At 39.1% G+C, this 21,119-nt stretch carries 19 protein-coding genes; 9 read left to right on the top strand and 10 right to left on the bottom strand.

Features of this window, described 5'->3' with window-relative positions; all coding sequences use genetic code 11:
• Positions 1 to 111 precede the first annotated feature (111 nt).
• A complete protein-coding gene (locus J7E38_RS10055) occupies positions 112 to 1,056 on the top strand; it encodes a DMT family transporter (protein WP_214705616.1) in 945 nt (314 codons plus the stop codon).
• Between the two features lie 90 nt (positions 1,057 to 1,146).
• Here the strand turns inward: J7E38_RS10055 and J7E38_RS10050 are convergent, their stop codons facing one another.
• The 3 genes from J7E38_RS10050 to J7E38_RS10040 form a co-directional block, all read right to left on the bottom strand.
• Positions 1,147 to 1,311, bottom strand: coding sequence for a hypothetical protein (locus tag J7E38_RS10050; protein ID WP_214705615.1), 165 nt, complete (start codon positions 1,309 to 1,311; stop codon positions 1,147 to 1,149).
• Positions 1,312 to 1,948: 637 nt separating this feature from the next.
• Positions 1,949 to 3,265: a uracil/xanthine transporter gene (locus J7E38_RS10045; RefSeq protein ID WP_214705614.1), complete on the bottom strand. Its 1,317-nt coding sequence runs from the start codon at positions 3,263 to 3,265 to the stop codon at positions 1,949 to 1,951.
• A gap of 339 nt (positions 3,266 to 3,604) precedes the next feature.
• The gene (locus tag J7E38_RS10040) at positions 3,605 to 3,955 is read right to left on the bottom strand and encodes a nuclear transport factor 2 family protein (RefSeq protein WP_214705613.1); all 351 of its coding nucleotides are present in this window, start codon (positions 3,953 to 3,955) and stop codon (positions 3,605 to 3,607) included.
• 133 nt (positions 3,956 to 4,088) lie between these two features.
• Here J7E38_RS10040 and J7E38_RS10035 point away from each other — a divergent pair, with 133 nt between their 5' ends.
• Positions 4,089 to 4,277 (top strand): hypothetical protein, encoded by a 189-nt coding sequence (locus J7E38_RS10035; protein WP_214705612.1) that lies wholly within the window; start codon positions 4,089 to 4,091, stop codon positions 4,275 to 4,277.
• 487 nt (positions 4,278 to 4,764) lie between these two features.
• Positions 4,765 to 4,959: a DUF4083 family protein gene (locus tag J7E38_RS10030; RefSeq protein ID WP_214705611.1), complete on the top strand. Its 195-nt coding sequence runs from the start codon at positions 4,765 to 4,767 to the stop codon at positions 4,957 to 4,959.
• Between the two features lie 88 nt (positions 4,960 to 5,047).
• Here the strand turns inward: J7E38_RS10030 and J7E38_RS10025 are convergent, their stop codons facing one another.
• The 3 genes from J7E38_RS10025 to J7E38_RS10015 form a co-directional block, all read right to left on the bottom strand.
• Entirely contained in the window at positions 5,048 to 5,287 is a 240-nt protein-coding gene (locus tag J7E38_RS10025) for a hypothetical protein (protein ID WP_214705610.1), read from the bottom strand.
• Positions 5,288 to 5,914: 627 nt separating this feature from the next.
• The gene (locus J7E38_RS10020; protein ID WP_214705609.1) at positions 5,915 to 6,322 is read right to left on the bottom strand and encodes a hypothetical protein; all 408 of its coding nucleotides are present in this window, start codon (positions 6,320 to 6,322) and stop codon (positions 5,915 to 5,917) included.
• A gap of 278 nt (positions 6,323 to 6,600) precedes the next feature.
• The gene (locus J7E38_RS10015) at positions 6,601 to 7,164 is read right to left on the bottom strand and encodes a nucleotidyltransferase family protein (RefSeq protein ID WP_214705608.1); all 564 of its coding nucleotides are present in this window, start codon (positions 7,162 to 7,164) and stop codon (positions 6,601 to 6,603) included.
• A 214-nt stretch (positions 7,165 to 7,378) separates the two neighbouring features.
• Between J7E38_RS10015 and J7E38_RS24080 the strand changes: the two genes are divergently transcribed.
• Positions 7,379 to 7,507, top strand: a complete 129-nt coding sequence (locus tag J7E38_RS24080; protein ID WP_285291721.1) for a hypothetical protein — start codon at positions 7,379 to 7,381, stop codon at positions 7,505 to 7,507.
• A 152-nt stretch (positions 7,508 to 7,659) separates the two neighbouring features.
• On the opposite strand, the gene J7E38_RS10010 is transcribed toward J7E38_RS24080, so the two are convergent.
• Positions 7,660 to 8,070, bottom strand: coding sequence for an Lrp/AsnC family transcriptional regulator (locus J7E38_RS10010; protein WP_214705607.1), 411 nt, complete (start codon positions 8,068 to 8,070; stop codon positions 7,660 to 7,662).
• Between the two features lie 127 nt (positions 8,071 to 8,197).
• Here J7E38_RS10010 and J7E38_RS10005 point away from each other — a divergent pair, with 127 nt between their 5' ends.
• The 4 genes from J7E38_RS10005 (at position 8,198) to J7E38_RS09990 (ending at position 13,571) form a co-directional block, all read left to right on the top strand.
• Positions 8,198 to 8,959: an MBL fold metallo-hydrolase gene (locus tag J7E38_RS10005; protein ID WP_214705606.1), complete on the top strand. Its 762-nt coding sequence runs from the start codon at positions 8,198 to 8,200 to the stop codon at positions 8,957 to 8,959.
• Between the two features lie 953 nt (positions 8,960 to 9,912).
• The gene (locus tag J7E38_RS10000; protein ID WP_353049947.1) at positions 9,913 to 10,971 is read left to right on the top strand and encodes a GerAB/ArcD/ProY family transporter; all 1,059 of its coding nucleotides are present in this window, start codon (positions 9,913 to 9,915) and stop codon (positions 10,969 to 10,971) included.
• A complete protein-coding gene (locus J7E38_RS09995) occupies positions 10,958 to 12,382 on the top strand; it encodes a spore germination protein (RefSeq protein WP_214705604.1) in 1,425 nt (474 codons plus the stop codon). The genes J7E38_RS10000 and J7E38_RS09995 overlap by 14 nt, the downstream gene beginning before the upstream one ends.
• Before the next feature lies 1 nt (position 12,383).
• Positions 12,384 to 13,571: a Ger(x)C family spore germination protein gene (locus tag J7E38_RS09990; protein ID WP_214705603.1), complete on the top strand. Its 1,188-nt coding sequence runs from the start codon at positions 12,384 to 12,386 to the stop codon at positions 13,569 to 13,571.
• Positions 13,572 to 13,870: 299 nt separating this feature from the next.
• Here J7E38_RS09990 and J7E38_RS09985 read toward each other — a convergent pair whose 3' ends face one another.
• Positions 13,871 to 16,057 carry a PAS domain-containing protein gene (locus J7E38_RS09985; RefSeq protein ID WP_214705602.1) on the bottom strand — a complete coding sequence of 729 codons (2,187 nt, stop codon included), beginning with the start codon at positions 16,055 to 16,057 and terminating at the stop codon, positions 13,871 to 13,873.
• Positions 16,058 to 16,290: 233 nt separating this feature from the next.
• On the opposite strand from J7E38_RS09985, the gene J7E38_RS09980 reads away from it, so the two are divergent.
• Positions 16,291 to 17,286, top strand: coding sequence for a DUF3231 family protein (locus J7E38_RS09980; RefSeq protein WP_214705601.1), 996 nt, complete (start codon positions 16,291 to 16,293; stop codon positions 17,284 to 17,286).
• Between the two features lie 90 nt (positions 17,287 to 17,376).
• Here the strand turns inward: J7E38_RS09980 and helD are convergent, their stop codons facing one another.
• Together helD and J7E38_RS09970 are read right to left on the bottom strand one after the other, a co-directional pair.
• On the bottom strand, positions 17,377 to 19,722 hold the full coding sequence (gene helD / locus J7E38_RS09975) for an RNA polymerase recycling motor HelD (RefSeq protein WP_214705600.1): 2,346 nt from the start codon (positions 19,720 to 19,722) through the stop codon (positions 17,377 to 17,379).
• A gap of 336 nt (positions 19,723 to 20,058) precedes the next feature.
• Positions 20,059 to 21,027, bottom strand: a complete 969-nt coding sequence (locus J7E38_RS09970) for an NAD(P)-dependent alcohol dehydrogenase (RefSeq protein WP_214705599.1) — start codon at positions 21,025 to 21,027, stop codon at positions 20,059 to 20,061.
• Between the last annotated feature and the right edge of the window lie 92 nt (positions 21,028 to 21,119).

Raw genomic sequence — 21,119 nt, 5'->3', positions numbered from 1 at the left:
CCTCAATATTCTTATACTTTTTCATTCGATTCAGGTATTATTCCTGACCTTTTCTACTTATCATATAAAATATCATATACTATTCTTATAATTAAAGGTGGAAAATCAAACATGAATAGACGAAAGGGAATCTTTCTTGTTATAACAGGAGCGGTATTTTGGGGAATCGGCGGAACAGTGGCAAAAAAGCTTTTTCACGAATATCAGATCGATGTAGATTGGTTGGTTACGACCAGATTACTTATAGCAGGTATTTTACTTCTTGCAGTTCATTTTTTCAGAGCAGACCGTTCCCAAATATTTGGTGTTTGGAAAAATCGTAAGACAGCAACCCATTTAATGATTTTCGGGTTACTCGGTATGCTGGGAGTGCAATATACCTATATGGCCTCCATTCAACATGGAAATGCTGCTGTAGCGACACTCTTACAATATCTGGCGCCGGTTATGATCATTGTATACTTACTTTTCCGGAAACAGACGGTCCTGACACGACGAGACGTGCTGACTGTCTCCCTGGCGCTTGTGGGGAGTTTTTTCTTATTGACGAACGGTTCATTTTCTCAATTGTCAGTGCCGGCACCTGCTATTATTTGGGGTGTATTATCTGGCATAGCTTTAGCATTTTATACCCTTTATGCCGTTCCGTTACTGAAACAATACGATTCACTTGTGATCGTCGGATGGGCCATGATCATCGGTGGTATTGCATTAAGTTTCATTCAACCACCCTGGCAAATGGACTTTGAAACACTAAATCTTGAAGCCTATCTTTATTTAATATTCGTCATCATATTCGGAACAATGATTGCGTTTTGGTTCTATATCGAAAGCCTGCAAAGCCTCCAGCCTAAAGAATCAAGCCTCCTAGGCAGCATGGAGCCACTAGCCGCCGTACTCACCACAGTCTTTTGGTTGAAAGAACCCTTTGGGCTCTTTCAATGGCTAGGTACACTTTGCATCATTGGAATGATATTTTTACTAGCTTTAAATAAAGAGTCTACTTCTAAAGATCATCAACCTACAATGAACGATGAGCCCCTCAAAGTTAGTTGAACGATCTGTAAAGGCATTGCAAACTTTGCAATGCCCTTTTTTTATCAGATTAAGTTGCTCTAACAATAGAGTTTTTAAAAATCCCTTCAGTTATTGTCTCCTTCCCGCACCTTCACTTCCCTTTTTGATTGAAGCAAGACTGCATCGGCTAATAAAAACCCCAGACAGCATAGCGAGTTTAGTCCCAAAGATAAAAGATAGAAGAGCAGCTAGTAAAGCACTTAACAAAAGTAATTCACTTAATGGACTATTCATATTTTCCCCCCTTTTTTTCTTGGATACCATTACCCAAACTACGTAATCTTAAGTTATTTACTGTTAAAATTCGCCGAATACCAATCACGTTCAAAAGGAACTATGGAGTTCGATTAAGGAACAGACATAACAAAAGGCATTGGACGCCAATGCCTTTTGTTAATTGTTTATGAGAGAAACAGATAAAAGACAAAAATCGAAACATAAATCGTATCCAAGCCTGCCAGGTAAAACTTAAGATTTGATTTTTTTAACTTTGCCAGACTGTAATTATATAAGACATCGTATAACCCTAGGAAGAATAAAAGGACTGAAACAATCACTACAAATACGTTTCCGGTGATTAACACGGCAAGGATGTATAATAACCATCTTCTGAAAAAATTAAATAATAAATCTAAGAATACCAAAGACAAGCTTTCTGGATTTATTTCCAGATCTTCTTCAGATGAAATATCACTAAGAGTGTTTTTGATTTTTTTATATTCCTTTAGGTAGTCAAGATTGATCCACAATAAAATAAAGCAATAAACAATTATATAAATTTCCTCGTTGCCGAATAACAACTCCCCCAAATAAACACCTCATGTTTTCTTTTCTCGTTTTTCAACGTCACATGGCTTCTCTGATTAAAGTGTTATACATTCGGTGTTGTACCGCTAACCGGTTGGTCTTCCCTCTCATCCCATCGTATAAACGTTTCCAACACTATGGATAACAAAACACCCATGATAAAACCATTTGAAAGAAGCGGCTGCAGAATCACCGGGAAAACGGTAAAGAGCACGGGATCCAGATTCATGATGCTCAGTCCAAGCAATACCGGCGCCGCGAGACGGAAAATGGATTTAGAATCAAATATATAACCGTTTAAACTTTTAAAGGAGGTTCCAAATAGCTGAATATAGGCAACAAATAGGACAGCATTCCCCACCGTGATCGGCAAAGTTGCCAGCAATGCACCGAGTAAGGGAATAATCCCCAGTATGGCCATCAACCCGCCGCCAATCAGGAACGGTTTCCTGTCAAAAATCCGCGTGCTCTCCAGAAATCCGACTGAGGATGTGAACGGAGCATAAGGGACAAGGCCCAAAATAGCAGCCCCAATCGAATACGATCCTGTTAAAAGATACGACCTATCTAACCTGGACTGCGAGGCGTCTTCGCCAGTAAGCTTGGAAGCTGCCTGGACCGATGCGATCGTATTGCTTAAATTAATGACACTGGCAATAAAAGTGATTGCGATAATACCATAATTCAGGTTCGGTTTTCCAAGCGGGAAAAAAGTAAATTCCATTGAAGATTGGCTGCTCGTCCCTTGTTCAGAAGGAAACAGGATGACATAAATGACCCAACCCAGAAGCATACCAATCAAGATGGAAAAATTCCCTACAGTCTCGTTCCCTTTTATTTTCATTAAACTAACCAAAATGACCACCGCAAATGAAAATAAAGTAACTGGCAGCTCAAGCGTTCCGTCCTCAGATACCTTTAACATTCCTTTGAAAAATATAAGAATTAGCTGAAATGTAAGGAGAAACAAGTAAACAGTCATCACCATTGGCGTGAAGATCTTTTGTATATGGGAAACAATCCGAAATAGCCCAAACACAAGGGTAACAGTACCGGCAAGTAAAATTCCCGATGCAATGCCTCCGCCAATCTGTGGAAGGCTCATCCCCAGAGACGACGCAGCCAAACTCAAGTTCAGGATCAGTCCCCACATCAATCCTGAATGACCTTCCATTAATGGAAAACGATGACCAAACGCTCCCTGCAGGACGCAAGCCACCCCTGTAAAAATCAATGAACTTCGCAGCATCGCGGCAATTTCCCCGCTATCCAGTCCAAAGGCGGCTCCAATCGAAACCGGAACAACAACCGTATTCGCAAAAATAAAAAACAACCATTGCATAGACGCAAAGATTGTTTTCACCGATGATGTATTCTCCATGCGCTCACCTTTCAGATGTCAATTATCAGTTTTGAAGCGATCATTCAACATAATGCCTTGCTGAAACAAGGCTCAGTTTTTAATATTAGCAAAGAACTCTCCCATATTAACGCCGAGACGATAGGAGCCATACCAAATCCATAGGGTTAGGAGCAAAGTTGTCAGGACTGGGTACTTTTTTGTTATTCTTTTAAGTTCCTTTGTAAAATCATCCATAATCACGGTCCCCCTCTTAGAAATTCAAGTAAATTTTTTCCATTTTATTATTACACAATTTTCCTTTTTACTCAACAAGAAGTTTAACTGAGTTACTAGGGAAAGAGACTTCTATTCCAAAACTTACAATGATGGACCCGTTTTAGTTCCCTGGTGGAAAACCATTTTCCATTTACCCTCATTTAGTTTCCAAATAGAACTCCGTAAGGCATACTGCTTCGTCTGCTCATTAAAAGTTCGGTATGTTGCCAACACGATCTCATCCGATAAAGGATGTATCTCGAAATTGCTCAATTTAACTTTAATAACACCAATTCCACCTTCAAAGTCTTCATCCTTATACAGCACCCTTCCAGAACTTCCAAACTCAAAGAACTCATCAGCTAGTAATTTTTTCAGTTCCGTTTTTGATGAACGGACTTCAGGGGTTAGCAATTTCTCCTCTAACTCTTGTAAGTGATTTTTTAAGTTCATAGATGATATCTCCTTTAAAACGAATAGAACTTTAATTCAACATAAAGGAGTCAAATTCCTTCTTGGATAGAACGTTGAAACCTTTTCGATATTAGAACCGTATTAGGAAATATATTGAAGGGAGAGGAACTTTATGAACAAATCAGAATTGAAATGCCATAGCTGTGGAGGAAATTCGTTTGTCCAAGCCATGGATTATATCAACCTTCGGCCAGTTGATAAAAAAATGTCAATTGGATCCGAAAGAGTCTATACAGTTTGTCTGGAATGTGGAGAAGTGGTTTCGATTAAAGTTAAAAACCCTGAGAAGTTGCAGAAGTAACTGGTTAGACGTCAAGTTGAGGCTATGTATGAAGATTTCTTTTTGATAATGTGGGTTTCGGTCTTTTCTTGACAGCTTAGCGGAGTATCAGCGAAAACCTGTCAAGATTATGAGCTTATTTTGACAGCTTTGCGGGGTTTCAGCGACAACCTGTCAAGATTATGAGCTTATTTTGACAGCTTAGCGGACTTTCAGCGAAAACCTGTCAAGATTACGAGCTTTTCTTGACAGCTTTGCGGGGTTTCAGCGACAACCTGTCAAGATTACGAGCTTTTCTTGACAGCTTTGAAGAGTTTCAGCGAAAACCTGTCAAGATTATGAGCTTATTTTGACAGCTTTTAAGGGTTTCAGGGGAAACCTGTCAAGATTACTAGCTTTTTTTGACAGCTTTGCGGAGTTTTAGCGAAAACCTGTCAAGATTATAGCTTTTGTTAATAAATTTGATACATCTTCGACTAAATTTATAGCAGAAAGTGGGTCTCACGTTATGGAAGGCATAAATATTGCTTCACTATTTTTCATTGGAATCGTAATTGTACTAATAATCTTGTTCGTGGTTTCCTTCACGCTTTTTATTCGCAGAATTATAATAAATACTTCTGCTAAAAGAACCCAAACCCATGAGATTGAAAAGAAACTTGTTAAAATCATTGACTTACTTGAAAAGAATAATAAAGTTTAGCAATACCTTAACATCTCAACCTTCGTATTGATCGTTGAGATCTTTTTTGCTTCACTTTGTAAACAAACAAAAAAACAGCAAGGAAGCCTTACTGTCTACTCAACCGTTCAATCTCTGTCTCTACTTTGTAAACTCTTTTGTTTAAAGCTTCAGTCTTATCATCAATATGCTCAACAATTTTATCTATGTTTAACCCTATACTATCGAACAGAGTCTTCTGTAACTTTTCCTGACCAATTTCCAGCCTGTTCTGTCCTTGTCTCAAATCTTTAATATCAACACGCATATCTTTTATCTCATTTAAAATTTGCTTTAAGATTTCTTCCACAGATTGTTCCCCCGTTCAATACTCTTAATTTTATTTTAGTATGAACTATTGAGTTAAAACGAAAAAATTGGTTGCAAAGCCAGGTCAGGTTAGTTGTTTTTCGAAACCAACTTTATTCCCTATAATCTTTATATCAACAATTAGTAAGTCCAACAATGCTTCCTGTTGGGCCGCTTTTTATTTTTCTGCCATCGTAGAAATAATATCCTTCCAGATCAAGGGATTAACACTACCCAGTTTCGAAATGCGTTAAGAAATATCCTCTTCTGAGATAATTCTCTCATAATCAGCAGCATCCATCCGCCACAGCACAAGCATTGTAAATGCAATACAAGATGAGGGGTACAGGTTAATAGAGGAATTCATTTTAGAAAAGTGAATTAAACAAAAGAAAAAAGTGACAGAAAAAGGAGTATTTATTATTTTATAAGAGGTATTGTTTAGCAGAGTTTTATTACCGTAAATTCATGGATGACTGAAACAAACAAGCACTTATAATTCGTTAGCATAAGGGTTAATAACGAAGGAGTTAAACAAATCTTGAAGTGAATCAATATAACCGAAAAACGAATCATCCCATTGATATGGATTTAATTTATAAATACAAGAAACTCTTAAGATTGAGACTTATTCTTGTATCTTCTTTTCAAGAACAAATAGACGCTTGTCCATTTCTGTTATTCTCTTGTCCAAATAGTCAACTTCAAAATCTGTTTTCTTCTTACTTACTTTTAATATCCCGATGACATCTTCAATTTGTGCCGCTTCTATTCGGTCAACTGTTGCCTTGACCTCTTGGATATCGGCTTGAACCACTTCAAGTTTATTTTCTAAATTCGTCACATTACCTATTAGATTGATGACATCTGCTTTTACGTTTGTCATATCAGCTTTTAAAACACCCATGTCTGCTTTTACATTTCTCATATCAGCTTTTAAATCACTTACGTCTGCTTTTACATCCCTCAAATCACTTTTTACGTCAACAAGATCCTTTTGCATACCTACTAAAATTTCTAGTATTTGTGCTTCCATTTTCCCTCACCTCCTTTGAATATTAGTATAAAACAAATTAGAAGTTCTGTCTCATGTCCGAACAGAAAAAATAAGACAGCCACCAAACAATTGGAGAATGAGCGACCGCTACCTTTGAAATCAGACCTATCTGTCCGTTTTCATTGAATTGTTTAAGCAGCTCATCCGAAAAAATATAATTACCTTACCTCGTCTATTACTTGGCAACCTAAACAATAAGTTTGAGGATGAAATTGTGTAACGCCGATTGAGATGCTTTTCATACAGTGCCACTGCTTTCAATTATGAACTTTGACCATAGGCCAAATATCTTTCCAATTTTTCTTAACCAGCCGTTGCTCATAAATGGCAACCCGTTCACTTGTTTCTGTAAAAAATGGAGTAGGCTTAACCTCTAGATTTAGTACATCCTCTATACCACAAGGAGCTGTAAGTACCAATTGATTTTCACTATCCAGCTTCACTCCGAGGGCTGTTGCCGTTTCAGGGAATTTGGAAATTGCATCTTCAGAGGATGTATACGGTGGAATCTGATTCACCACATGCATCCTTGCTTGATTTTTTACTGACCAGGGAATGCCAGGCAATAGGGCTGCCAGCTTTTTTTCTAATGCTTTTTCGTAATCTTCATCAAGATTTGAAGGATCAAAATATATCACATCAACATCCGGTGTCAATGTTCGCTCCACGAAGCCATGTAAAGTGTCCCAAATTTTCGACCGGACAAATCCGGCACAGATCCACCAGTCAGGCAAATCAAGAGTGCTTGCAGTATGTATAATTTCCATCATTTTATCATCGGACTGAATTATATCTATAACATCTTCCTTACTCTTTAACATGTTTTCTCCTCCAAACACCGAACGTTTATTCTTATTTTACCATAGAGTAAGGGATACTACTCCTTTATAAAAATGGTACAACAAAATAACCTGCTGCTTACATACATCATGGCAGTTACCCTCTTCTTCCCAAAAATTCCTGTTAATCATCCGTTAAAATATGCCGATAATATAAATTGTGTGCCTTATATGATAGAAGAGGAATGAAAATTATATGAGTATTAATAAAGAAGAGTTGATCAAAAGGGCAAGTGCTGTGCTAGGTCGAGATGTGAGTAATGAAACGATTATGAAAACCGTTGAATCTCTTATTGAAAAATTAGAAAAGGAACGGAAAGGTTAATTCAAATCCTCAATAAGTTTGAATCTGGATTGAATCATTAAAGGCATAAAAGCGCAGTGTACCATCCCTGCGCTTCCATTTTAATGAGGAGTTCATCGGTATTGATCGTGGATTGACATAAAAGATTTAAAAAACTAGCCGAATTACCTCATCTATTTATTAATAACAATCGATAGTTTATAGCCCACATAGTTGCTTAAGTCAGTCAAAAATCCATCTAAGTTTTCATTGGATGGAAACTTAGCTTCCAAGATATAGCAACTTTCTCCACTGACTTTGTAGTTATTAATGACATATGGATTTTGCTTCTTTACAAAAGACAAATAGGGTTGATGATTTGTAGTTTTCGTATAAATATGTATAATTGCGTGGATCGAATACCCCATTTTTATTTGATTAACATTAATCGTGTATCCCTCGATGATTCCGCTATCCTCTAATTTAGCCACTCTTGCTGAAGCGGCGGGTCCAGTCAAATGGACCTTCTCCCCTAATTCTTTCATCGTTATCCGACTATTCTTGGTTAGTTCATCCAGGATAAGTCGATCAGTATGGTCCATCATTCATTTAACTCCTTTCAAAAATAAAGTGAAAATGGCAAAAGACTTTATTTAATCTATGTATCTGTCATTTGGGTTAATATACAATATTCATTACTTAGAAGGAATTTTTAAAAAAAGGAGCTACAATATGAATATACAACAAATCCGTAATGCCACAATAGTGGTGGAGTACGCAGGCAAAAAGTTTTTAATCGATCCTATGTTAGCTGAAAAAGGGACTTACCCGCCTTTTCGTAATTCAGCGAGACAGGACAAATATAATCCTCTGGTAAGCTTGCCTGCATCCATTGAACAAATCATCCAGGACATCGATGCCGTCATCGTCACGCATTTACATCTTGACCACTGGGATGATGCTGCAAAGGAAGCATTGCCAAAACAAATCAAAGTTTTTTCCCAGAACGAAGATGATGCGTCAGAAATTCGAAATGCCGGATTCCAAAATGTAGAGGTTCTAAAAGAAAATACAGTATTCGAAGGCATCCAGTTAACTAAAACCAACGGCGAGCATGGAAGAGGAGAAATCCTCAAGCTTCTTGGACTCGTATGCGGCGTGGTTTTCAATCATTCATCAGAGAAAACATTATATGTTGCCGGGGACACAGTCTGGTACGACGAGGTTCAAAATGTAATTGATACCCACAAGCCAGCCATTATTGTTGTAAATGCCGGGGATAATCAATTCAACGAGGGCGGATCTTTGGTAATGGGAAAAGAGGATGTCTATGAAGTTTATAAAGCTGCACCGAATGCAAAAATTATAGCTGTTCACATGGAAGCAGTAAACCACTGGACATTATCTAGAGAAGAATTAAAAAGTTTCGCAAATGAGAAAGGAATCTCCTCAAATATTTTAGTCCCGGATGACGGTGAGTCATACTCATTTTAAGAATGTAAGCAGACAAAACCATTTTGCTTTTCAACCTGCCTATGGCCAAACTCTTTTTCAGGAAGCAGGCAGAAATCTTAATCGCTATTTTACATTAAAGCTGTCCGAAATCTCTCCTGCTTCAGACAGCTTTCCCTTTTTCCCACTCAACTTGTCCGAGGTTACCTCTACTTCAGACAGCTTTTCAGCATTTTCCCGCTGAACTTGTCCGAAGTTACCCCTACTTCAGACAGCTTTCCATCATTTACAGCTAAACCTGTCCGAACTCACCCTTACTTCAGACAGCTTTTCACTATTTTCCACTCAACCTGTCCAAACTTACCCCTACTTCAGACAGCTTTTCACTATTTTCCTCTGAACCTGTCCGAACTAAGCCCTACTTCGGACAGCTTTTCAGGATTTTCAGCTAAACCTGTCCGAACTCGCCTATACTTCAGACAGCTTTTCTCTATTTTCCACTCGATCTGTCCGAACTTACCCCTACTTCGGACAGCTTTTCTCTATTTCCCACTCAACCTGTCCGAACTCACCCCTACTTCAGACAGCTTTTCACTATTTCCCACTCAACCTGTCCGAACTCACCCATATTTCGGACAGCTTATCACCTTTTCCTACTCAACCTGTCCGAACTTGCCCCTACTTCAGACAGCCTTTCAGCATTCCCCACTCAACCTGTCCGAAGTTACCTCTACTTCAGACAGCTTTTCAGCATTTCCCACTCAACCTGACCGAACTCACCTCCGCTTCAGACAACTTTTAGCCATTTTCCACTCTACCTATCCGAACTCGCCTATGCTTCTACACTCTTCCCCCTCCACTACCTCAATTTGAAAGAATCTGGAACAGCCTTAGAGTCTTGCATAAAAAACCCCCATTTTGCTAACGATATCTCTGTTGGGAATGAATCTGGTGGTGAATTTCGATTGAATTATAATCTTCTAAGGGCGAAAGAAGTGTTTTTTATCATGGTCCTGTCTACGGGGCTATTTAACCATGTGATTCTCATTCCGATGCTTTTGGAAGCGGCAGCTAGGGATGCGTGGTTAAGTGTTTTGGCTTCTTTCTTCCCCTTTTTACTATTTATATGGATGATTTATTACATTACTAAAAATACTGAGCAGGAGAAGATCACGACCTGGCTTAAAAACCGTTATGGAAAGTTTTTAGCTGCCCTGTTTGTGCTGCCATTATTGTTCATTCTTTTTGTGCACGCTTGCATTACATTCCTGGATACGTCTTACTGGGCAGAGATTTATTTTCTTCCCACCACTCCCAGTTTTCTTGTTTCTGCGGTAGTACTAACATCATGTTACTGGCTTTCTACCAGGACTTTAAAGGTACTTGCCATCATGTCAACCATTGTTTTACCGCTGGTCGTAATGCTGGGATTTTTTATTATGAGTGTAAATACCACGCAAAAAGATATAGAATACTTGTTTCCGCTGTTTCTGAATGGATATGTTCCTTTTTTAAAAGGCGTTTTCTATGCATTATCGGGCTTAACCGAGATCTTTGTCATCATTCTGATTCAGCATCATCTTACGCAAAAAATTAAATTCAAGGAAATATTTTGGTTGGGTTTTGTTTTAGTTGGCTTAACCGTTGGCCCCCTGTCAGCCGCTATTATGGAATTCGGTCCTGTTGAAGCGAGAAATTTTGCTTTTCCGGCTTATGAAGAATGGAAGCTTTTGAAGATTGGAGAGTTTATCTCCAGGTTGGATTTCCTTGCCATGTTTCAGTGGGTAAGCGGAGCTTTCTTTCGCATTAGTTTGTTCCTTTATATCATCAACCAATATTTAAATAAACGGAAAAATAAATTTTTCCTGCCATTTTTATTTTTGATGATCTATGGTACTACCTTTTTAAAGCTGGATACTTACGACATCAATAAATTCCTATACGTTTTTTTCCTTCCATTCTGCTTAATTTTAGTCGTGACTGTTACAACTGTACTAACCTTTTTTGTCTACTTATCAAAAAGAAAGGAGAAAAAGCCTCTTGAAAAGTCGTGATCTGATCACCCAACTAAAAGAAGAATTCTTAAATTGTGACGACCTAGTTTTCACACAAAAGAGGTACACACATTTCTCCCTTGAACTTTCATATTTCGTAAGTCTTGCCGATGTGAATTATATTGACCAGGTCATATTACCAAAGTTGAAAAACGCTGAAGGCAAGGTACAGGATTTTACAAATTTTATTAAGGACGAATTTCTCGTCAACGATATGTCTGATTCTCCCCTGGCTGACATACAGCTGAAACTTCTCTCTGGAAGCCTTCTTATTTTTTTAGAGAAAACCATACTGGCAATCAGTGTAACAAAAATTCCTTCTAGGACCCCGGAAGAATCTTCAATCGAACCATCAGTACAGGGCCCGAGAGACGGCTTTATCGAAGATCTGAATACCAACCTGGCGCTGATCAGAAAGCGTTTTAAATCCAATCAATTAAAAGTGGAGAAGTTTGTTATAGGCAAAAGAAGCAATGTGAACATGGCACTTATTTATATTGATGACATTATCAATCAGCCGTTGTTGAATGATATAAAAAACAAGATTCAAAATCTTGATTTGGATGTAGTGACAAGTCTTCAACAAATAGAGAAATTGCTGGCAGATCAACCCAGGTCTCTCATGACAACATCCGATAATAGCGGCAGACCTGATTATGTTATTGAAGCCTTAAACCAAGGAAGGTATGCATTGATGATTGATGGACAGCCATTAGTTTCAATAGCCCCCGTCCATCTTACCAACTTAATAAAATCGCCAGAGGATTTAAATCAAAATTATTTATATGTCTCATTTGAGAGGTTGCTGCGTCTCAGTTCGCTGTTCATCTCCATCCTTTTACCCGGATTTTGGGTTGCTCTCACCACCCATAATATTGATCAAATCCCTTTTCAACTGGTTGCCACTATCAGTGTTTCGCGATTAGGCATCCCACTTTCTACATCCATGGAAATGATCATTATGCTCTTTCTTTTCGAACTTTTCCATGAGGCCGGAATGAGGCTGCCACGTTCAGTCGGACAAACCGTTTCGGTTCTTGGCGGATTGATTGTCGGTGATGCAGCCATTCGTTCTGGTCTGACTTCTCCTTCCATGCTGGTTGTTGGGGGTATCGTTTTCGTCAGCGGTTATACCCTTGTGAATCCCACTCTAGGAGGCGCAGCAACGTTACTAAGGATTGTCATTCTAATATTAGGTACTTTTTTCGGTATCTTCGGGATTGTCGTTGGAACGCTGTTGATTATTTCTTATTTTTCAACTTTGACATCCCATGGAGTACCCTATTTGTCCTTCTCCTATCCATTTTCATTGTCAAAACTGGGTGTATCTTTTTTCAAAATGCCATGGAATATGCTGGCGAGAAGAGATGCTTCCTTAAGGTCAAATGATCCAACCCGACAGGAGGATTAGAATGCGGCTTTTAAAAATAATTGCAATAGTACTGTTGGTCCCGATTTTAACAAGCTGTGGGGCAAGCCAAAATATCCAGGATTTCACCTATGTAGTAGCCATCGGGATTGACTTCGATAAAGAGAAAAATGACTACATTATTTATACAATGGCCCTGGATTTTTCAGGTGTGGCCAAAACAGAAAGTGCAAAACCTGCAGGACCCTCTCCTATTTGGATTGGGAAAAGCTCCGGCAAAACCTTGAGTGAAATCCTTGCAGAATTGCAGAGAAGTTCCCAGCCGCAATTATATCTGCGACATGTACGGACTATTTTGTTATCTGAAGAAGTTCTTCAAACAAGATTTTTAAAAGTCACTCAAGAACTTGGCAGGCTGGATTTTTTTCGTCAAACCAATTTTATCCTTGGTACAAAGGAATCTATTCCAGATATTTTCACTACCCATGGGTTATTCTTTTATCCTCCACTTTACACGATTCTCTTGAAACCAAGGAAAGAAGATACCGAAAGTCTTCTGAAGCATTTTACATACAGGGAATTTATTTCTAAGTTCTATGAACCAGTGGGAGCATCTTATATACCTTCAATTGGGCTAGAGGATAAATGGAGTGAAAATCAAACATCCTATAAAAATTTAACCTTTATAGGAGCTTACTTTTATGAAAACCAGACCTATCAAGGTTATAAATCTATTGATAAAATCAAGGGAATCAGATGGAGAGAACATGCACCTATGAAGAATACCTATATCCTCGGTGAAAAAGAAAATCCGCATACTGTCGTGAGGGTGAAAACGTCAAAAATGGATATTCAATTAGTACAGCAAAAAGATAAACCTATTTTTGAAGTTTCAGTAAATGGGGATGCAGATATCCTCGAAAGCATTCAAAACGTATCAGAAACGCAAATAAAAGAAGAAATAGAAGAAATCATTCATGAGGAAATAAATCAGAGCTTTAAGGAAGGGCTAACTATTAATTCGGATGTGCTCCGCCTGGGCATCGAATGGTTCAGGATTCACAAAGGCTCTTACCTGGATTATATAAAAAAGAACACTCCGAATACGCTTTATCTGGAGGAAAACTCTCTCAGGAATATTAAAGTCACAATTAACCTACATTCAACCTATAACTATAAGTTAAAAACTCGGACAAACATCTGGGAACAAAAATCAATCTACTCCAGATAAGAAACTTAAGGCAGCTCTGAGTATAGGGCTGCCCTGGTTTTCAAGGTAGATGATTTAATTTTTCCAGATTGCTTATTCCCTATCGAAGAAGCCTGCTTCATGACACCGTATTTCAGGAGTACAACACACATTCATTGAAGATCCTTCATTTATTTGGTTCTCTAAGCCGGTCAACATGATTACCCGGGAAACATTCTTGATTTTAAACAAAAAAATAAAGTCCTCCAGCTTAGAAGAGCTCCAATTCAAGACAAACACTATGGCAATTGTAATATAACTGCATGTGTCCCCATTACATATTAGTTTAGAGGAAGTTCGATTGTGACAACCGTTCCTTTCCCTTCTTCACTAGAAAAATCGATTTTCCCATTATGATCATGGACGACCTTCAGACTGCGCATTAACCCCAGGCCTGTCCCTTTTTCTTTGGTGGAATAGTAAGGCTCGCAAAGATGTTTTAACCGTTCAGGACTGATTCCCTTTCCTGTATCGATGACACTTACCAGGACTTTATCTTCCATGCATTCCATTTTGGCCGTCAGGCTTCCTCCGTAAGGCATAGCCTCAATCGAGTTTTTAAACAGATTGATAAACAGAAGCTTTAGGTGGGGCTCAATGCATTTCACCAGTAGATTCTTATTACAGTTGTTTTCAATAAGGGTCTTAATATTGTGATCAGCGATTTCCGACTGCAGTGAATTTACTGAATATCGAATGATGCTGTCAATATCCGCTACGGTCCAGTTGTATTCATTTGAATATGAAAGTTCGATAAACTCGTTCGTGAACCTATTTATTTGTTCCAATTCCATTTTCATGACAGGAAGGTAATCAAAAATCTTATTCTGATCCTGGCCTTCTTCCACGAATTTCAGAAGTCCCATGATACTCGTTAGAGGGTTGCGTATTTCATGAACCACTCCAGAAGCCAATCTGCCAATCAGTGCAAGCTTTTGCGATTGCTGCATAATCTGATCCATTTCCTTTTTTTCTGTAATATCATGGAAAGTAGATAGGACGTACTCTATTTTATTGCTGCTGCCCGCTTCATAAATTGCCCTGGTGTCAACTAGGATCCACCTTTTTTCATCCTTCCTAGGGTTGAATACAAACATTTCAATATTACTGAATTCTTCACCAGTCTCTAACGTTTTCATTGCAGGATGCTCCTCGCCCTTGAATGGATCTCCTGAACCATTTTCGGCATCCCATTCCACATTAAGAGAGGTCATATTAACTAGCACTTGTTCGCTATATCCCAATATTTCGCTTGCGTTTTTATTCGCGTAGACAATTTTCCCGGTTGTGTCCTGAAGAATCATTCCGCTTGTTAAGGCTTCATAAATTCTCTTATGGTGCTCCTCAAGGTTTTTCTTTTCTGTTATGTCACGAGTAACTCCGACAACCTCTTTAATCACATTGTTATTTAATATAATCGGTGACAAAACACTGTGAAAATAATGGCTCTTACCATTGATCTCTATATCCCATTCAATTTCTGCACTTTTTCCTGAAAGAGCTCTTTGGACTTCCTGTTGGATCCTTGAATCGTTAAAGAGATCATGTACCGATTTTCCTTCAAAGACTTCACTGTTAAAACCATTCGATTTAATCCATTTTCCATGTACACTGGTGATCTTGAAGGAGGTGTCAATCGTAATGACGATGTCTTGCATCGAGGAGACCAGTGCTTTATATTTTTCCCTGCTTTTCTCCAACTCCTTAAAAGAAAGAACTGTATCCGTAATATCAACACCGGTTGCTAAAACAAATTGAATATTCCCTTCAGGATCTTCAACCGTTTTACTCTTCCATTTGATAAATCTTTTTTCGCCATTTTTCATTCGCCAGAAATTTTCGTATTCTGTAGGAATTTTACCGGATAAATAATTTTTAACAATCCGCTGTTTCTCCATATTATCGATAAAAAAGTCCCAAAACTTTTTGTACTGTACTTCTTCAAGGCTGTACCCTGACATCCGTTCTGTGTATTGGTTCCAATTATTAATTCGTCCATCTTTATCAAGAATTAATACAAATGACTGTGTCGTGTCAATCACAGTACGCAAATAGTGGTTTTCTTCTTCAAGTGCATCGTGATGACAGTGTCGGGTTGAAAATTCTTTTAACATACAAAAAATAAATGATTGATTGCCAATACTCATCAATGAAGCATTGACTTCTACCGTAATCATCTTTTCATGTCGATCAGGAAGGTCAAGTACAGTACAAATTTTGCCATCCGTAAATAGAAGTTCCTTTACAGTCCCTAATGCTTTTGGCGTTAAATGACTGTATAGAGACAAAACCTCTCTGGAAAGTAACTCTTCTTTGGAATACTTCAATAAGGTACATGCAGCTTCATTCACTTCAAAAATCCGATATTCCCTCAAATTTTCATCAGCAATTTCATATATCAGCACCGGAAATGCTAAATTTTTGAACATATGTTCAAAAAGTGACGGCTCATTCACTACTGTTTTCATGTAACACCTCCTGTATCTAATACATATATTTTAAATACTGCTTTGCAGGACGTCCACTTTTCAGTTTGAAAAAATAGAGGGTTGTTAGAATTGAGATTTGTGTATTTTTTACCAATGAATGAGTAATATGCGTTATGTTTTTCTTTACTGATCACTTACATCTATTTACATAAAGGAATCAAAAATGGTTTTTCAGCACACTCTAAAAAAAACATGTTCAGGGAGGATTCACCATGCCGGAAAAAGCTCCTATAACCTCTTCCGAATTAGGGTCGTTATGGCTCACCTATCAGGAAAAAACGATGATTTTACGGATGCTGGAATACTTTATCGAGAAAGCCGATGATGAAAAAGCAAAGGAAATCATGACAAGTCTACATAGTGAACTAGAGGTTTTTGTGAGTAGGATCACAGCCATTTATGAACTGGAAGGCGCCGTCACCCCAACTGGCTATACATCACAGGACGTTTATAAGGATGTACCAAAGTTATATGATAACGGCTTTGACATCATGTTCGTCAGGTTGTTAAAGGAAATCAGCATGGGACTTCATGCTTTGAATCTGTCGATGACGTTCAGGGAAGATATCAATATCCTATTTGAAGATTTGACAGCACTTACCCAGAAGTATTTCAGGATTTGTTCACAGTATTTGCTTGAGAAAGGGCTTCTTGTCAGGACCCCTTTCGTTTCAATGCCAAAGTCAGTGGAGTTTGTTAAAGATAAAGACTATCTAAGCGCTAGTGCCATAAATCCGTTCACTCAAAAAAGGACCTTCAATGCGGTTGAGGTTGCCCATATTCATAAAGGAATTGAATCAAATCTCACAGGCACGCAAATGATTTTGGGGTTTGCCCAGTCCGCAAAAGACAAAGAGGTAAAGAAATTCTTTTTTGAGGGTGCTGAACTCGCAAAAGGAATCGTAAAAGAATTGAGTGAGCTAATGATCCAGGACGACCTCCCTGTCCCGCAAACAGCTGGAGGTAATGCGACCAAATCTACAGAGGCTCCATTTTCAGACAAGTTAATGATGTATTGCACAAGCCTGTTTTGCAGCTTCTCATTGGGAAGCAACTCTCTCGGAACAGCTTTTAGTTTAAGAAATGACCTGCCTGCCAAAATGGGCATTTTTACAAAAGATGTTTTTGAGTACGCTCATAAAGGCGCGAAAATCATGATCAAAAATGGCTGGATGGAAGAGCCGCCACAAATGATTACACGCAAATAAAGGAATAAAAAGCTGAAGAGGATCAAATGCTCAAAGAACCTCTTCAGTTTTTTTAAAAGCCTCTGCCTTAAATGTGACAATCCCCTAATTTCATACAGATTCCGTATGAATGAAGCCTTCCTGTATACCGTCCCTTAAAAATGGGCTGGGTTTCCCTACACTGAATAACTGCAAATAATGCATGGCCCTGGTGCATGCAGTATAAAAGATTCTGCGCAGACTCTCTTCTCCATAAACTTCCGCCGATGCATCGTATATGATGACAGCATCGAATTCGATTCCCTTGGACAGATAAGAAGGGATGACGACTACTCCTTGTTCATACTCAAGCGTACCACTTTCTATGTGTTTAATACCTTCTATACCGGACAACGATTTGAATGCCTTTAAACTTTCCTCGGCAGATTTGCAGATAATGGCAATACTGTCGTAACCCTTTTCTCGCAAATCCCCAACTTTGGAGGCAATGTATCTGTGCAGTTCCTTGTGATCGGCCAATTGAGTCAGCACCGGACGTTCCCCGTCTCGTTCAAAAGGAATGATTCTTTCGCCGTTTGGAACAAGTCTTCGTGTAAACTCAATAATCGGTTTTGTCGATCGGTAGCTTCGCGCCATATTGACCACTTCTGTAGCATCATGTCCGTAAAGGTTGGTCAGTCGGTGAAAATCAACCACTTCGCTGGCATGTGCGAAGATCGCCTGATTAAAGTCGCCTAACACAGTCATCCTTGCAGCTGGGAACAGACGCTTTAAAAATTCGAATTGGAAAGCTGAATAATCCTGCGCTTCATCTACCACAATGTGTCTAATCGAACTATTCGTCTGAAAACCAAATATCAGTTCTTTTAAAAATAAATATGGTGTGGCGTCCTCATAATACAGTTTTCCTTCGTCGAGTATAGTTATAGTTAACGCGCAAGTATCAGGCCACTCCCCGGGTACTCCTCCAGCATTCAACTGGTTGATCTTCGTGTGATCGGTAAATAGCTGCCTGTATATTTCCTTGATGTTAACAAAGCGGTATGCCTTAATCCGTTTTCGCAATGGTTGAAACTTCCGGCGAACGACCAAACGCGCCAACGCTTCATCCTCGATCTCATAATCGTGAATGGATTCTCCTTTATATCCCCTTTTTTGGGCTAAATAGGTATATGCCTTATGGTATTCTTCATCGCTAAGCAGCTCGATTTCCTCCTGCACCCAAGGCTTAGTCCTTTCAAGCTTTTCGGCTTCTGCAATTTGCTTCAACAGCCAATCCTTCACTTGATCAAGACGGCTATGGAACTTTGAAGAATCATCACCATGATAAAATCTATCCGCTATTTGTTGGGAGGTTACCAGGGGCTCTCCTCTAAAATTGATGCTCTTGAATACCATTCCAGAAGACTCAAGTGACTTCCTGTAGGATTGAATTGCTTCGAAAAAATCGGCTGAAGCCTTGAATCGGATACCGGGGATTCTCGAGCTGTAAGAAGGGGTATTCGTTGCGGTTAAAACATATTCCAGCTGCTCATATGGAGTTTCAACATCAAATTCCTTACTCAAGCGGTGGTCCAGATATTCCTGGAATGTCGCCTGCTGCATATTCTCTTCTCCAAGTTCAGGCAGAACATTGGATACATAACTGCTGAACATTTTATTCGGAGAGAACAGAATAATTTGATCAGCATTCAAATGGTCACGGTGCTTGTAGAGCATATAAGCAATACGCTGCATCGCGGCCGAAGTTTTTCCGCTTCCAGCCGCACCATGGACGATGAGCAGCCTGCCGCGGTCATGCCGGATAATCTTGTTTTGCTCTTGTTGAATCGTCGCGACTATATTATGCATATGCTTATCAGTGCCTTTGCCTAGCACCTGCTGCAAAATCTCGTCTCCAATCGTCAAGCTCGTATCGAACATAGATTGAAGAACACCCCCGCTGATCAAGTATTGCCACTTTTTCTCTAAACTGCCCTCGATTGGCCCCCCGGGTGTTCGGTACATTGCTGGTCCTGGCTGATAATCGTAGTAAACACTGGAGATGGGAGCCCTCCAGTCGTAAATCAGGAACTCTTCACCTGAAGCATCACTAAGCGAGGAGATGCCAATATAGATGTGTTCCGGTGCAGAAGTACCTTCTTCTGTAAAATCAATCCGCCCGAAATATGGAATCTCCTGCATTCGGCGGAGAGTGGCCAGACGCTTGGATGAATGACGATGGGTACTCTGGCTAACAGAAAGTGCTTGTGCCTCCTGTCTTAAGCCGATGATGGTCTCCAGGAAATCATCAAAAGTGTCCGTATTTACTCTCACCTCATCCCAAAAGTGCTTACGGATATGAACGACCTCGTTTTTCAGCCTGGATGTTTCTTTTTCCATTTTGCCGATTTCATTCCGGATCGTCTCCATTACCCCGTTCAATCGCTTTTGCTCCCGCTGAAGTTCCATACTCATAGCAACACCCCTAATTTTTTTTATAAAAGAGTTGACTAACAAAGCGAATGCATTGTATAATTAAAATAGGGATAATTATAATTTATTTTAATAAAACGATGCATATCTATATAAATTTATCACAGGATCCTTCTATTTTCAATGGGGTTTTACGATTTTGTTATTTATTAAGAGCAGCATTTACGTTCTACAACGTAAATACTGCTCTTTTCTTGTTCTGTTCCCCTTCACTGGCCTCGAGTCTTGTTTCCGAACGAATCTCCCAACAAAAAAGACGATACTGTCTTAAGTATCGCCACCCTTCATTCTATTCACTTTTACATCGATTCAAAATTTTCATATTGTCATAACTACTTTTCCTTGAGCGTGCCCTTGTTCAAAATACTCGAAAGCTTCTTTCACTTCACTCAACTTAAAAGTTCTATCAATGACAGGCTTCACTTTTCCGGCTTCAAGGAGTTCTTTGATATAGATTAAATCTTTTTGCTTTTGCCTTTGTAATAAGCTAGACATATTTTTCTTTCCAGTGAGTGAGAACCAGGATCCTAAGGTCATTGTTTGAAACATTTGGGACCCCGAACCCCCAACGTGTACAAAAGTTCCATCCTCATTCAATGACCGCTTATAAGCATTAATCGGATGGTGTCCGTTAACCCCAAGAATCAAGTCATACTTCTGTCCTTTTTCGGTAAAATCCTCTTTCGTATAATCAATGACATGATCTGCACCAATGGATCGCAGAATTTCTAAATTCCTCGTACTGCAAACACCAGTTACGTTCGCTCCGAATGATTTGGCGATTTGTACGGCAAAAGTTCCTACACCTCCGGAGGCACCATTAATCAACACCTTTTGTCCCGCCTGAATCTTGCCTTTATCTTTTAAACCTTGTAAGGCTGTAACTGCGGCCATAGGTACCGAGGCTGCTTCTTCAAAAGTGGTGTTTACCGGTTTCAATGCCAGTGCATTCTCGGGAACAGCTACATATTCAGCAAATCCTCCCCAGCCACAACGAGAGAGGTCTCCAAATACATCTTGACCTAGCTCAAACTGTTTAACATCTTTACCAACTGCTTCGACACGGCCTGCAATGTCACCTCCAGGTATGGAGTATTTTGGTTTTACAAGGCCAAAGGCGAAGCGCGCTAAGAAGGGCTCTCCTTTTAGAAGCACTAAATTCCCATAATTTAAGGATGCAGCATGAATCTTTACCAGTACCTGGTTGTCTTGAGGAATAGGTTTATTGACTTCTGCAAACTGAAGAACATCGGGTGAACCATATTTGTCATAAACGATGGCTTTCATTCATTTTCCTCCGAATCCATTCGATTTAAATCCCATCCCTTCTTTATAAACTTATTTATATTGAAAATAACATTTTAAATAACTTACTTATC

Source organism: Bacillus sp. ISL-35 (genome assembly GCF_018613355.1).
Lineage (GTDB): Bacteria > Bacillota > Bacilli > Bacillales > Cytobacillaceae > Mesobacillus.
The sequence above is the reverse complement of the archived record's forward strand: the minus strand, read 5'-3'. Positions and strand labels throughout refer to the sequence as shown.